The sequence below is a fragment of the Parageobacillus sp. G301 genome (assembly GCF_030268025.1).
In the GTDB taxonomy this organism is placed as follows: domain Bacteria; phylum Bacillota; class Bacilli; order Bacillales; family Anoxybacillaceae; genus Parageobacillus_B; species Parageobacillus_B toebii.
In genome coordinates this window covers 1,344,144-1,357,484 of sequence record NZ_BSDB01000002.1, presented here as the reverse complement: position 1 = coordinate 1,357,484, position 13,341 = coordinate 1,344,144, and the positions used below count along the sequence as shown (strand labels likewise).

General features: G+C 42.5%; 12 protein-coding genes. 1 reads left to right on the top strand and 11 read right to left on the bottom strand.

Annotated elements, in window-relative coordinates; genetic code table 11:
* Positions 1-12 precede the first annotated feature (12 nt).
* Complete coding sequence (locus tag QSJ37_RS15780) at positions 13-2,757, top strand: penicillin-binding protein 1A (protein ID WP_285756062.1); 2,745 nt, start codon at positions 13-15, stop codon at positions 2,755-2,757.
* Positions 2,758-2,784: 27 nt separating this feature from the next.
* On the opposite strand, the gene QSJ37_RS15775 is transcribed toward QSJ37_RS15780, so the two are convergent.
* From QSJ37_RS15775 to panB, 11 genes are all read right to left on the bottom strand, one after another.
* Positions 2,785-3,291: a YpoC family protein gene (locus tag QSJ37_RS15775; protein ID WP_352177308.1), complete on the bottom strand. Its 507-nt coding sequence runs from the start codon at positions 3,289-3,291 to the stop codon at positions 2,785-2,787.
* Positions 3,272-3,943 carry an endonuclease III gene (gene nth, locus QSJ37_RS15770; RefSeq protein ID WP_285756061.1) on the bottom strand — a complete coding sequence of 224 codons (672 nt, stop codon included), beginning with the start codon at positions 3,941-3,943 and terminating at the stop codon, positions 3,272-3,274. The genes QSJ37_RS15775 and nth overlap by 20 nt, the downstream gene beginning before the upstream one ends.
* Positions 3,944-3,994: 51 nt before the next feature.
* On the bottom strand, positions 3,995-4,702 hold the full coding sequence (locus QSJ37_RS15765) for a DnaD domain-containing protein (protein WP_285756060.1): 708 nt from the start codon (positions 4,700-4,702) through the stop codon (positions 3,995-3,997).
* Between the two features lie 66 nt (positions 4,703-4,768).
* Entirely contained in the window at positions 4,769-6,061 is a 1,293-nt protein-coding gene (gene asnS, locus QSJ37_RS15760) for an asparagine--tRNA ligase (protein WP_285756162.1), read from the bottom strand.
* A gap of 145 nt (positions 6,062-6,206) precedes the next feature.
* The gene (locus QSJ37_RS15755; protein ID WP_285756059.1) at positions 6,207-7,397 is read right to left on the bottom strand and encodes a pyridoxal phosphate-dependent aminotransferase; all 1,191 of its coding nucleotides are present in this window, start codon (positions 7,395-7,397) and stop codon (positions 6,207-6,209) included.
* A 21-nt stretch (positions 7,398-7,418) separates the two neighbouring features.
* Positions 7,419-7,895: a cell wall elongation regulator TseB-like domain-containing protein gene (locus QSJ37_RS15750; protein WP_285756058.1), complete on the bottom strand. Its 477-nt coding sequence runs from the start codon at positions 7,893-7,895 to the stop codon at positions 7,419-7,421.
* Between the two features lie 12 nt (positions 7,896-7,907).
* Entirely contained in the window at positions 7,908-8,078 is a 171-nt protein-coding gene (locus tag QSJ37_RS15745; protein ID WP_073967870.1) for a YpmA family protein, read from the bottom strand.
* Between the two features lie 278 nt (positions 8,079-8,356).
* On the bottom strand, positions 8,357-11,122 hold the full coding sequence (gene dinG / locus QSJ37_RS15740; RefSeq protein WP_285756057.1) for an ATP-dependent DNA helicase DinG: 2,766 nt from the start codon (positions 11,120-11,122) through the stop codon (positions 8,357-8,359).
* 70 nt (positions 11,123-11,192) lie between these two features.
* Positions 11,193-11,576, bottom strand: coding sequence for an aspartate 1-decarboxylase (gene panD / locus QSJ37_RS15735; RefSeq protein ID WP_285756056.1), 384 nt, complete (start codon positions 11,574-11,576; stop codon positions 11,193-11,195).
* A 42-nt stretch (positions 11,577-11,618) separates the two neighbouring features.
* Positions 11,619-12,467 (bottom strand): pantoate--beta-alanine ligase, encoded by an 849-nt coding sequence (gene panC, locus QSJ37_RS15730; protein WP_285756055.1) that lies wholly within the window; start codon positions 12,465-12,467, stop codon positions 11,619-11,621.
* Entirely contained in the window at positions 12,464-13,303 is an 840-nt protein-coding gene (gene panB, locus QSJ37_RS15725) for a 3-methyl-2-oxobutanoate hydroxymethyltransferase (protein ID WP_285756053.1), read from the bottom strand. The genes panC and panB overlap by 4 nt, the downstream gene beginning before the upstream one ends.
* Between the last annotated feature and the right edge of the window lie 38 nt (positions 13,304-13,341).

The window sequence follows — 13,341 nt, the reverse complement described above, 5'->3', positions numbered from 1 at the left end:
CAGGATTCGCTTATGTCTGGTGAATATCGTTCTCGTGTGGAACGAAAACAAGCATCCAAGCGAGCAAAGCAAAAGAAAGCGAAAAAACAAAAAGGTACATCGCTCTTTAAAAAATTAATGGTTGCTGTTTTGTTGTTCATGATGATAGGAATGGTGGGGGGGATTGCCACATTTGCCTATTTCATTAAAGATGCGCCGCCGTTTGATGAAGCAAAAATTAAAGACCCTTTATCGTCCACTGTTTATGACATGAATGGTCATAAAGTGGCGGAGCTCGGCGGTTACAAACGAACCTATATTTCTTATAAAGATATTCCAAAAGTGTTAGAAAACGCTGTTTTGGCGACAGAAGACGTTCGCTTTTACGAGCATCACGGCGTGGATTTTATCCGGCTTGCCGGCGCTGTTGTTGCTAACGTAAAAGAAGGGTTCGGTGCCGAAGGCGGAAGCACGATCACTCAGCAAGTCGCCAAGCTTACTTTCTTATCACAAGAAAAAACGTTAAAACGAAAAGCGCAAGAATTATGGCTTTCCCTTCGTTTGGAACAAAAGTATTCGAAACAGGAAATTTTAGAAATGTATTTAAATAAAGTTTATTACTCAGACAGCATTTATGGCGTGGCTAGAGCCGCGGAATATTATTTTGGAAAGACGGATTTAAAAGACTTGACGCTTCCTGAAGCGGCTTTACTTGCGGGAATGCCGCAAAGCCCAAACAACTACAACCCATATGACCATCCGGAAGCTGCGAAAAAGCGTCGGGATCTTGTGTTATCGCTAATGGCAAAACATGGCTTTATCACAAAAGAGGAAGCGGAAAAAGCAAAGCAAGTACCGATCAAATCGATGCTGGTTGAACGAAAAAAACATGATAGCTCTATTCCGTATGACTCGTTTATCGATGAAGTTGTTAAAGAAGTTACCGATCAAGCGAATGTTAACGTGTTTGAAGACGGATTAAAAATTTATACGACGCTAGACCAAGATGCGCAAAAACATGTGGAGGATTTATTAAATTCCGATACGTTGTTTACAGATAAAAAAGACTTGCAGTCGGCAATCGCGCTAGTTGATACAAAAACAGGCGAAATTCGCGCGCTTGGCGGCGGACGCCATCGCGAAAAAGTAACGTTTGGGTTTAACTATGCGATTCAACCAGTCGGTCAGCCTGGATCATCCATTAAACCAATTTTAGATTACGGTCCGGCAATTGAATACTTAAAATGGTCGACTGCCCATCAAATCGTCGATGAACCATACTCTTACTCTAACGGAAAACCGATACGAAATGCTGATAGAAGATATTTAGGTCCGATGACCATACGCTATGCTTTGGCAAAATCCCGCAACATTCCAGCGTTAAAAGCGCTTCAAGCTGTTGGAAAAGAGCGTGCAAAAGAATTTGCTAACAGACTCGGCATGGGATTGGACGAAGTGCATGAAGCGTATGCGATCGGCGGATTGGAAAACCGTGTTTCTCCATTGCAAATGGCTGGAGCTTATAGCGCTTTTGGCAATAATGGGGTATATATTAAGCCGCACGCTGTCACGAAAATCGTCTTTCCGGACGGCACAGAGATGAACTTAAAACCAAAACCGAAAAAAGTGATGAAAGATTATACAGCGTACATGATTACAGATATGTTAAAATCGGTTGTCCAATACGGAACGGGTACGCTTGCGAACGTTCCAGGGCTTCATGTTGCCGGCAAAACGGGAACGACGAACTATCCTAGCGAAGTGGCGAGAAAATACGGCCTATCTGAACGCGCCGTACCGGACAGCTGGTTTGTCGGCTATACACCAAACTATACGGCAGCGGTTTGGACCGGATTTAGCAAACGCAGCAGCACCGCTGATTTATCACAATATGAGCAGCGGATTTCGCGCCTCTTGTTTAAACATGTCATTTCTTACGTAGATGATGGCGGCAGCGATTTTAAAATGCCGAATAGCGTTGTAAAACTGCCGATTAAAAAAGGTACTAATCCGCCAAAACTAGCAAGCAAATATACGCCAGAAAGCGAAATTAGTTACGAATGTTTCGTCAGAGGAACCGAACCGACAGAAACGGCGAAAGATGAACCGGAAACATTGCCATCAGTAACGAATTTGCAAGCATTGTATAACGCGGAAACAAACTCCATTTCTGTTTCATGGAACTATAGCAACGACAACGCCGTCTTTGAAGTTCGTATAAAAAATGACAAAGGCGAGCGAAATGTCGTTACGACAAGAGAAAAAGCGATTACTGTCAATAATCCAACACCAGGCACTTACACATTCGCCGTCTACGCAAAAGATGGAGAAATCCAAAGCAGACCAGCATTGACTAGCGTACGAGTGCCAGGGGAAGAACAAAACCAACAAGGAGAGGAAAATCAAGATCAAACTTCTCCTTCTGATCAAACAAATCAAGATGAAAATATCAAACAACAACCAAATGAAAATAATAATAATGGAACTAACGAGGACAGCAATAACAATAATGAAGATAATAGCAATAATAATGGCAATTCTGATGGCACTACTTCCCCGACGCCGCCATCTACCAATCCGACAACTCCTCCGCCGCAAAATAATAACAACAATGGCGGGGGAAACAATGGAAATACCCCGCCTAACAACGGGGGAAATAACGGCAATACCCCTCCTAATGGGGCAAATAATGGTAATACTCATAATACCCAGCATAACAACGCTATTGGAACCAATCCTCATCGTTCCGGTGTCATAAAACAAGAAAGTGAAAATTAAAAAACAATAAACAAAAGGATGTCTCGCCTATCGAGACATCCTTTTGTTTATTGCCATTTGTTTGTATGCTAATTTTGCCGTTTCCTCAAATAATTCGCTCAACTGAATAAACGAATGATATATATCGCAACGGTCAAAAACAAATTGAAGTCGTTCCGGACAATTTACCGGCTTCAGCGGCAACGCACGTATTTCTTCTTGCCAATGACGCACGTTCTTTACTCGCCTTCCATTTAGCCAAAATAAACAAGAAAGCAAATAAGAAAGCCCGCGAATCATTGGGGCGCGAGCAGAACGCCGATCGCGTTTGGCAAAACAGCCCTCTAACATTTCTTTCTCCTCATTCCACAACTGAAGCACTGCAGGAATCGATTGTTCGATATTGCTCCAAGGAAACGGTTCGCGTTCGATCATATCATAATAAAAATAAACGATTTTCATCATATGCGGGAAAGGCTTCTCATCTTTTATTTCCATGACTTCTCCTTCACGAAAAAACAATGGATGCACAAACTCATTTGGTATGCGCATCATTTGTCCCCCTTTTGCGCATTCGCTTTTTTCCTTCCCGGCATAAATCAAGAAGCGGACAAACATGACATTGCGGAGACTGTGCTTTACAATGATAACGGCCAAAAAAAATCATGCGATGATGTGTAATGGACCATTCTTCTTTTGGGACTTTTTTCATTAATGTTTTCTCGACTTCTAACACAGAATCATTCCACCGGCAAAAACCGAGCCGTTTGCTGACGCGTTCAACATGCGTATCCACGGCAATGGCTGGTATGCCAAAGGCGACAGAAACAACCACATTCGCCGTTTTCCGTCCAACTCCCGGTAATTTCATTAGCTCATCGCGATCTTTCGGCACTTCTCCATTATATTTTTCCATTAATATCGCGCATAATTTTTGAATATTTTTCGCTTTGTTGCGATAAAGACCAATCGAGCGAATATCTTGCTCCAATTCTTCAAGAGGGACAGATACATAGTCTTCTGGGGTTTTGTATTTTTCAAATAAATGTTTTGTTACTTTATTGACTAATGCGTCCGTACATTGGGCGGATAAGACGACAGCAATTAATAACTCAAACGGATTGCGGTGCACTAACTCACAATGTGCGTCGGGAAACATTTCTCCCATTTTATCCAAGCAATAGCGAATTTGTTGTTTCGTAAGCATCAAACCTTCTCCTTTCTCCTTGCAAAGAAAAACGAGAGACAATGCTCTCGCCTATGAGTCCAGCCAATTAAAAAATGGGATCGTTTGTTTATATTCATTTTGCACAGGACGAATCGACTTCGTTGATTGCTGGTGTTTTCGGAATTTTCTTCCGTAATTTTGCGCCTGCTCGATCGTGCGAATTCCGTTCTTTTTCCATTCAAATAAAATACGATCAATATAGCGGAAATTCAATTTTCCTGATAACACCGCTTCACGAAGCGCCGCTTTAATGATGAGCGGACTATGCCCGTCCTGGTCAATCCACATCGATAATGTTTCACATTCAAACGGAGAGAGAGGACGGCCAAATTCTTGTTCAAACACCGTATACAAACTTTCCTCTTCCTCTTGCCGCTCTTGTTTTTCTTCTTTAAGCGACTCGGAGTATAAATAATGAACAAGCTTTTCCCAAAGCGGCTGCAACGAATATTTTTCACTGCGAATCTCTCGCTCATCCATATGCTCTTCAATCGAAATAAACCCTTTTTGCAGCAATTTACGAAGCATTTCCATGCACTCGGAAGGAGTGACCGTCATTTTTTCGGCTAACTCAGCTGGAGTAGGAAATAAAATTCCTTCTTCGATAAAGGAATGCATATGTAATAATAGCACGAATTCTGTTTCAGACAAACCGAGATGTTTATAGTGATTCAACAATAATTTTGGAATGGCAAAACTTCCTTGCGACAGCCATTCGGCCATTTTCTTTTTATCCATACGGATGCACCTCAACTATAGTATAACATAACGGGATAAAAAAACCCCCTTTTTCGGGGGATTTCCTTACGGATAAAGACGATTGAGCAAACGTGGAAACGGAATCGTTTCGCGAACGTGATCGACGCCGCAAATCCAAGCAATGGTACGCTCTAGACCAAGTCCAAATCCAGAGTGCGGCACGGAACCGTATTGCCGTAATTCTAAGTACCATTTATACGCATCAAGCGGCAAATGATGTTCTTCTAAGCGTTGCTTTAATAATTCATAGTCATGAATGCGCTCTGAGCCGCCAATAATTTCACCGTAGCCTTCTGGCGCAATTAAATCCGCACACAACACGACTTCCGGACGATTTGGGTCCGGCTGCATATAAAATGGTTTTAATGTGGTTGGATAATGCGTAATAAATACAGGTTTATCAAAGCTTTCGGCAATCGCTGTTTCATGAGGTGCGCCAAAATCGTCACCCCACTGAATATCGTTAAACCCCTTATCATGCAAAAGCTGGATCGCCTCATCGTATGTAATGCGCGGAAATGGCGGTTTTACAAGCTCGAGCTTCGTCGTGTCACGTCCTAATGTTTTTAACTCTAGTTGGCAATTTTTCAATACAGATTGAACGATATGCGAAACGTATTCCTCTTGAAGTTTTAAGTTATCTTCGAATTCGTAAAATGCCATTTCTGGTTCAATCATCCAAAATTCAATTAAATGGCGACGCGTTTTGGATTTTTCGGCACGAAATGTCGGGCCGAACGAAAATACTTTACCGAGCGCCATTGCCGCTGCTTCCATGTATAGTTGGCCGCTTTGTGACAAATAGGCGTCCTCATCAAAATATTTCGTATGAAATAATTCCGTCGTTCCTTCCGGCGCGCTGCCAGTCAAAATTGGCGGATCGACTTTCACAAAGCCATGATTGTTGAAAAATTCATATGTTGCGCGAATCACTTCATTACGAATTTTCATAATCGCGTGCTGACGGCGCGACCGAAGCCAAAGATGGCGATGGTCCATTAAAAACTCTACGCCGTGTTCTTTCGGAGTAATTGGATAATCAACCGCTTCATGGATAATTTCTAAGTTTGTTACGGAAAGTTCATAACCGAATGGAGAACGTTCATCGACACGCACCGTTCCGGTGACGTATAACGATGTTTCTTGCGTGATGGATTTGGCAATCTTAAAAACTTCTTCCGCTACTTTTGATTTTTCGACAACTCCCTGAATAAAGCCTGTCCCATCACGTAGTTGCAAAAAGGCTATTTTTCCGCTAGAACGCTTGTTGGCAAGCCAAGCGCCAATGGTTACTTCTTGTCCTACGTAATTTTTTACCTCTGCAATCGTTGTTTTCACGTACATTTTCCCTCCAACATCTGTTCCAACACAATGTATGTACAATCATTCAATATTATACATTTCGACAAAAAGAGAAGCAATAGAAAAGGAACTCCGCCTCATTAGGAAAGCGGCTCTGCCAATAAGCAAAGCCGCTTTTTGATCATGAGCGCTGAAGTTTTTGTTCCATAAATTGTTTGATGCGTTCCACTGCTTTTTCCAATACATCGAGCGAAGTGGCATAAGACAAACGAACATTGTCTGGCGCGCCAAATCCAGAGCCTGGTACAAGCGCAACGTTCGCCTCTTCCAACAGTGCTTCAACCAATTGGTCCACTGTATCATAACCAGCCATTTGCGCCGCTTCACGAGCGTTCGGGAACAAATAAAACGCCCCTTGTGGTTTCACACAAGTAAACCCTGGAATTTGAATCAGTTTTTCGTAAATAATATTTAATCGTTCTTCAAACGCTTTGCGCATTTCTTCCATCGGCTCTTGTGGGCCGCTGTATGCGGCAATGGCCGCATATTGCGCAATCGAGGTCGGGTTGGATGTGCTATGGCTGGCAAGATTGGTCATCGCCTTGATAATTTCTTTATTTCCCGCCGCATAGCCAATCCGCCATCCCGTCATCGAATGCGATTTGGAGAAGCCATTAATGATGACGGTTTGCGCTTTTAACTCCGGCGACAATTGCGCGATCGATACGTGTCTGGCGTTTCCGTACACCAATTTCTCATAAATTTCATCGGAAACGATCAAAATGTCATGCTCTAAGCAAACTTCGCCAAGCGCTCTTAACTCCTCTTCCGTATAAATCATTCCCGTCGGATTGCTTGGCGAATTGATAATCACGGCTTTTGTCCGCTCCGTAATCGCCGCTTTTAACTGTTCTGGTGTGATTTTAAATTGATTTTCTTCCAGCCCCTCGACATAAACTGGCACACCGCCGGCAAGCTTCACTTGCTCTGGATAGCTAACCCAATATGGAGTCGGGATGATCACTTCATCCCCTTCGTCTAAAATAACTTGAAACAATGTATACAACGCGTATTTTGCTCCAACACAAACAATAATTTCTGACGGCTCATAACGAAGCTGCTGATCTTTTTCGAATTTCTTAATAATTTCTTCCTTTAGAGCTGGCAGACCACCTGATGGCGTATATTTCGTATGTCCTTCATTCATCGCTTTTACGGCCGCATCAATAATATGCTGCGGCGTGTTAAAATCCGGCTCGCCCGCGCCTAAGCCGATCACGTCATAGCCTGCTGCTTTTAGTTCTTTTGCCTTTGCCGTAATTGCTAATGTTGCGGATGGTGTGAGTGAAGCAACCCTTTTTGAAAGTTTCATCGTTTCTTCCCCCTAATTGCGTCATTGTTGAAAGCTGTACCTCTTTAAAAATGTTCCGTCAGTAAAACTTAAGTAGTAAAACGAATAGCGATCATATTGATCAATATATGTCAACTCCCAAAGAGGTACGCCCTTTTCCATACCAAGCTTAGCGGAAATGAGCTTTTTCGGATGACGCTCCGCTTTTAATTTCGCGATCGCTTCCGATTCCGTAATACCGCTTTTCGCTCGTTTTATAACAATTTTCCCTTTCTTTTCTGGAACCCAAACAATATATTTTTTCCCTTGCTTATTCTTGCCGATAAACACAATATAAGTTTTTTCGCCATAGTATGTATAAGTGCGCTCAATCTGCGTGAAAGCAATTTTTTCTTTCGCGCGTTCTAACGCTTTTTCCTCCAATGACTGTTTCGTCATCAAAGCATCTTGATAAACGGACAGCGCCTGCCAAACTCCAAGGCATAAAAAAATGAAAAGTAAAACGCCCCATTTTTTCATTTCCATCACATCTTACGTACGATAAATAGTAAAAATAGCCTGCTTTTTATCATTTTCATCCAAAGCTAGTCCAAACATAAGATTGTCTCGTTTCAATGTTCGGTTCAGACAATCAACAATTTTATACAAGTCCTCGGAATGTTGGATTTTTACGGTAGCGAGCACTTCAATTTTACTTTCCATTTACGTCGTTTCCTCCTGTGTGACACAAATTTTGTTACTTATATGAATAAGGTACAACGGCAACAATACAAATACAACAACAATTTGACATGTTGTATTTCTTCACTAATTATAACAGGTTTGCCTGTTTATTTCATAAAAAATTGCCCACCTACACCACATCTTATTTTAACAGCAGGCGCCTTGCTTTTGCATCTATACGCATGCGGCAAGGCGCTTTTTTCAGCAATTGGATCAAGATAGCCTAGCTATAGATTGCGCCATTTTCCGCTCATTTATCATAGCCATTTTTCAAGTTTTTGCAAAAGTTGATCAAGCGATGCTTCATAAATCGTAAGCGACGGTAACGAGTTTAAAAAGTATTTTCCATATGAAGCAGATGTAAGACGGCGATCAAAAACAAATACCGCCCCTTTATCCTTTTTCGTTCGAATTAGTCTTCCAAATCCTTGTTTAAAACGAAGCACAGCCTCCGGAAGAGACAACTCGTAAAAAGGATTTCCGCCTTTAGCGCGAATATACTCGCTTTTTGCTTCGATCAACGGGTCATCTGGAGGTGCAAATGGCAAGCGGACGATCACTACTACCGACAACCCGTCACCAGGCAAATCTACACCTTCCCAAAAATTGCTTGTTCCAAACAAAATGGCTTGATCAAACTGTTGAAACGCTCTTGTCAGTTTTGTCGCACTCCCGCTTTGCACCCCTTGAGCAATCAATACATAGTCTTCATTTCGTTCCTCCATCTTCATCGCAGCTGCCGTCAATTTGAGCAATTCATATGACGTAAAGAGAACAAGCATTTTTCCTTTAATTCGCTCGGCAATTTGTGCTACCCCTTCAGCAACTACGGCAGCATATTCTTCCAAAGATACAGAAGAAATCGGCGGAAAATCGCTTGGAATCATTAACATTGCCTGTTCTTTATACGAAAACGGAGACGGAATCGTTTGGCAAATCGGATAAAAATCGCTTAATCCAAGACGGGATATTATATATGAAAAGCTGTCATTCATCGTTAATGTCGCCGAGGTGAGCACAATACTTTTTTTAGGCATAAACAACCGTTCGGCAAAAAATTCATCTAACTGAATGGGCTGTGAGTAAACAGCTGTTGCATTAGCAGCTCCTTTTTCTTCCGCTTCAATCCACCGGACCACCATTGGGTCATCACTTTCGATTAAATCGTATAATGTATCAATGATTTGATTCAAGGATGAAACGTCGGAAAAATAGGAATATGTCTGAACAGATATGGACGATTCCATGTTGTTTTCTGCAAAAAACGTTTGCAACTGTCTTGTTTCATCGACAAGGTTGGCAACATGGCCGCGGATGCGCCAAAGCAATTCTTTCATTGCGCTCCATTGACGGCCGCTTTCTTTTTGTGGTTCGAATCGGTAGCGGCAGCGTCCAGATTCCGCTGATTTCCTTTCTAATGCATAACGGCGTATCATGCGAAACAGTTCATCGCATTCAAACTGAAGCTCTTCTACAAGCTGCCCGCAGCGAAAAAAATGATCATCCGCATTCCAACGGCGCTCGGCAAATAACTTCATTAATTTTGCGAGCGAACCATTTTCATTCACTTTTCCAATTCTTGTTAGTATTAAACGAATTGAAACATAATCCACTTGCTGCCCAAAATAATGGGACGCTACCTCTTCTAAATGATGCGCTTCATCAATAACCATATGCTCATAATCAGGCAGAAGCGGAGTAGAAGCAGTAACATCATGCAATAAAAAAGCATGATTCGTGATCACAATATGAGCTTCTTCCGCACGTTGCTTCGCTCTCCAAAAGAAGTTATATTTGCCGCCGTTATCTTCCTCATCCATAAACAACAGCGGCCAAAATAAACGCGCGCCGGACGATGCATTCAATTCATCCATATCTCCCGTTTCCGTTTGCGTTAGCCAAACAAGAAGTTGACATTTTAATAACACAACATCGTAATTTTGATGATGTTCCTGCAAAAAAGCGATGAACTTGTCCAATGAAAGATAATTGCGTTTTCCTTTCAGCACCGCTACGCGAAGTGGAAACGGAACGACCTCTTTTAAAAAAGGAATATCCCGTTCAAGAAGCTGCTGTTGCAACTGAAGAGTATGTGTACTAATCACAACACGTTTTTGCTGTTCATATGCAAAAAAAGCGCTTGAAATTAAATACGCCAGCGATTTGCCAATTCCTGTCCCCGCTTCAATTAAAGCGTGCTGTGACGTTTCGAGCGCTTCATAAACAAGCTTCATCATTTCCCATTGCCCATCTCGTCTTTCATAATGATCAAGCGGAAGCGTATGCGGGCCGGCCCAAAACGCGGCAAATGAGGCGTCTTTATGATGATCTTCCTCTTTTTTCTGCATCGAAACAGGTTTTTTTAGCGCAATGCCGCGGTAAGATATATACGACTTTTCATCCGCTAAAGACGCCATCTTTTCCATAATGATATTGTCTAACAATGAATATAAATCACTTTTAAGATAAGGAGACAACCTCTTTAGATGCTGCAACGTTATAAGCGGCAGTTGACGCAAACGGTTCAGTAATGCAATGAACAATTTAGCTGTCACTTCCGCATCGCTATCGGCTTGATGCGGCTGGTTATGGTTAATATGCAGCTGTTTTGCTAAATCTCCTAATTTATAGCTTTCGGCAGTCGGAAAGACAATGCGAGCAAGCTCGACCGTATCAATCGTTGGTCCTGAAAACGGAGGCAATCCTGCCATATGCAATTCTTCCTGCAAAAACTGCAAATCAAAAGAGACGTTATGGGCAACAAAATAAGACTGTTGCAACATCTCAGCCACTTTCGCAGCTTCTTCAGCAAAACTAGGTGCGCAAGCAACCATTTGTTCAGTAATATTCGTTAATTGCTGGACAAATGGAGGAATGTCTCGTTCTGGATTAAAAAAACTGGAGAAACGATCAACAATTTGCCCGTTCTCAATGACCACCATGCCAAGCTGAATGATGCGGTCGCCTTTTTTCAGAGCATTCCCCGTTGTTTCTAAATCAATAATGACAAAACGGTCTTTCATGTTGTCACCTCAAAATAAAAACGTAACGAAAGGGGGCTCCCTTTCGCTATCAAAACAGCCCCCTCTCCTTTTATAAAACGGTATGCGCCGGTTCTTGCACAATCAGCTGCTGAATGCGATTGTTCTCATCCATAATGGCAATTTTTGGGCGATGTTGGGAAATTTTTTCCTCAGGAACGATCGCATAAGAAATAACAATAATGATATCACCCTTTTGCACAAGACGAGCAGCTGCGCCATTTAAACAAAATACTCCGCTGCCGCGTTCACCAGGAATAATATATGTTTCAAATCGCGCGCCGTTATTATTGTTGACAATTTGCACTTTTTCATTAGGCACCATGCCGACCGCATCTAAAATATCGGCATCGATCGTAATGCTGCCAACGTAATTCAAATTTGCTTCTGTTACACGCGCGCGATGAATTTTCGCGTTCATTAATGTACGAAACATGAAGAAATCCCCTCCTAAGGAAAGCAAATAGCTAAATCATAATTACACAATGTCTAGTGTAATATTATCGATGAGACGAGCACTTGCAAAGCGAACCGCAACCGCGATAATCACTTTTCCATGCAGCTTTTCAAGCGGTTTTAAATCTGGATAAGAATAAACTTCTACATAATCGATCTCTGCATGTGTATGTGTTTGAATATAATCTTTCACTAATGCACAAATCGTCTCTGGATTGCGCTCCCCGTTCTCAATCGCTATTTTTGCCTGCTGCAGCGCTTGATATAACGCCGGCGCTTCCTTCCGTTCTTCCGGCGATAAGTAAACATTACGAGAGCTTTTCGCAAGGCCGTCTTCTTCGCGAACGGTCGGCACAGCCACTAATTCGATCGGAAAATGAAAATCCCGAATAAGTCCATCCACAACAGCAACTTGCTGTGCATCCTTCATTCCAAAATAAGCACGGGTCGGCATGACAATATGAAATAATTTCGTTAAAACGGTAGCTACTCCGTCGAAATGACCAGGTCTTGATTTCCCGCAAAGCACATCGACGCGTTCTTTCACGGTCACTTGTACGCTCAATGGGCGCGGATACATTTCCTCTACACTAGGGCAGAAGAAAACGTCTACACCGTTTTCTTTTGCAATGCGCTCATCACGTTCTATATCGCGCGGGTATCGCGAAAAGTCTTCATTTGGACCGAACTGAAGCGGATTCACAAAAACGCTTAATGCAACGATATCATTTTCTTCGCGCGCTTTTTTTAACAGAGCAATATGCCCCTCATGCAAATACCCCATCGTCGGTACAAAACCGATCGTTTTTCCTTCAAGGCGATATTGCTGCATCATTGTTTGCATATCCTGTATTTTCGTTGTCACAATCATGATCGTTTTCCTCCATATAGCGCAATCCATTCTTCTTCTTTCATCGTAAACATATGAGCGGCTTCTGGAAACTGCCGTAATTTCACATCAGCGACGTAATTTGCGAGCGCGTAAGAAATGGTTTCTTGAATATTAGCGTATTTTTTTACAAATTTCGGAACACGATCTACCCCATATCCAAGAACATCATGGTATACTAGCACTTGGCCATCCACTTCGTCGCCAGCGCCGATACCGATCGTTGGAATCGTCAACCGTTTCGTTATTTCCGCGGCAATTTGTTTCGGCACACATTCCAAAACGAGGGCGATTGCGCCGGCTTCCTCGCATAACTTAGCGTCTTCTATTAATTTTCGTGCGCTTTCCGCATCTTTCCCCTGCACTTTATAACCGCCAAGCACTCCAACGGACTGCGGAGTAAGGCCAAGATGGGCAACAACTGGAACCCCTGCTTTTGTAAAGGCGCGAATAACGTTTACGACGTCATCGGCGCCTTCCACTTTCACTGCGTTCGCTCCTGATTCTTGCATTATGCGTTGAGCATTGCGGAGCGCTTCTTCCAAAGATAAATGATAAGACATAAACGGCATATCGGTTACGATAAACGTATTTGGCGCTCCGCGACGAACCGCTTTCGTATGATGAATCATATCTTCGACGGTAACAGGTATCGTTGAATCATACCCTAAAACGACCATTCCGAGCGAATCGCCGACTAAAATCATGTCAACACCCGCCGCCTCCGCCAGTTTCGCCGACGGGAAATCGTAAGCAGTCAGCATGACAATTGGTTCATTTTCTTGCTTCATTTTGAAAAAATCGGTTTTCGTTTTCATTATCTATTCCCTCCTCTTTTGTCGCAGAGGAGATGAAT

Coding starts and splice junctions, on each gene's coding strand:
- panB (WP_285756053.1), bottom strand. CDS start 13,303: ATGAAAACGAAAACCGATTTTTTCAAAATGAAGCAAGAAAATGAACCA.
- panD (WP_285756056.1), bottom strand. CDS start 11,576: ATGTTTCGTACATTAATGAACGCGAAAATTCATCGCGCGCGTGTAACA.
- QSJ37_RS15775 (WP_352177308.1), bottom strand. CDS start 3,291: ATGATGCGCATACCAAATGAGTTTGTGCATCCATTGTTTTTTCGTGAA.
- panC (WP_285756055.1), bottom strand. CDS start 12,467: ATGATTGTGACAACGAAAATACAGGATATGCAAACAATGATGCAGCAA.
- QSJ37_RS15750 (WP_285756058.1), bottom strand. CDS start 7,895: ATGAAAAAATGGGGCGTTTTACTTTTCATTTTTTTATGCCTTGGAGTT.
- QSJ37_RS15765 (WP_285756060.1), bottom strand. CDS start 4,702: ATGGATAAAAAGAAAATGGCCGAATGGCTGTCGCAAGGAAGTTTTGCC.
- nth (WP_285756061.1), bottom strand. CDS start 3,943: ATGCTTACGAAACAACAAATTCGCTATTGCTTGGATAAAATGGGAGAA.
- dinG (WP_285756057.1), bottom strand. CDS start 11,122: ATGAAAGACCGTTTTGTCATTATTGATTTAGAAACAACGGGGAATGCT.
- QSJ37_RS15755 (WP_285756059.1), bottom strand. CDS start 7,397: ATGAAACTTTCAAAAAGGGTTGCTTCACTCACACCATCCGCAACATTA.
- QSJ37_RS15745 (WP_073967870.1), bottom strand. CDS start 8,078: ATGGAAAGTAAAATTGAAGTGCTCGCTACCGTAAAAATCCAACATTCC.
- QSJ37_RS15780 (WP_285756062.1), top strand. CDS start 13: ATGTCTGGTGAATATCGTTCTCGTGTGGAACGAAAACAAGCATCCAAG.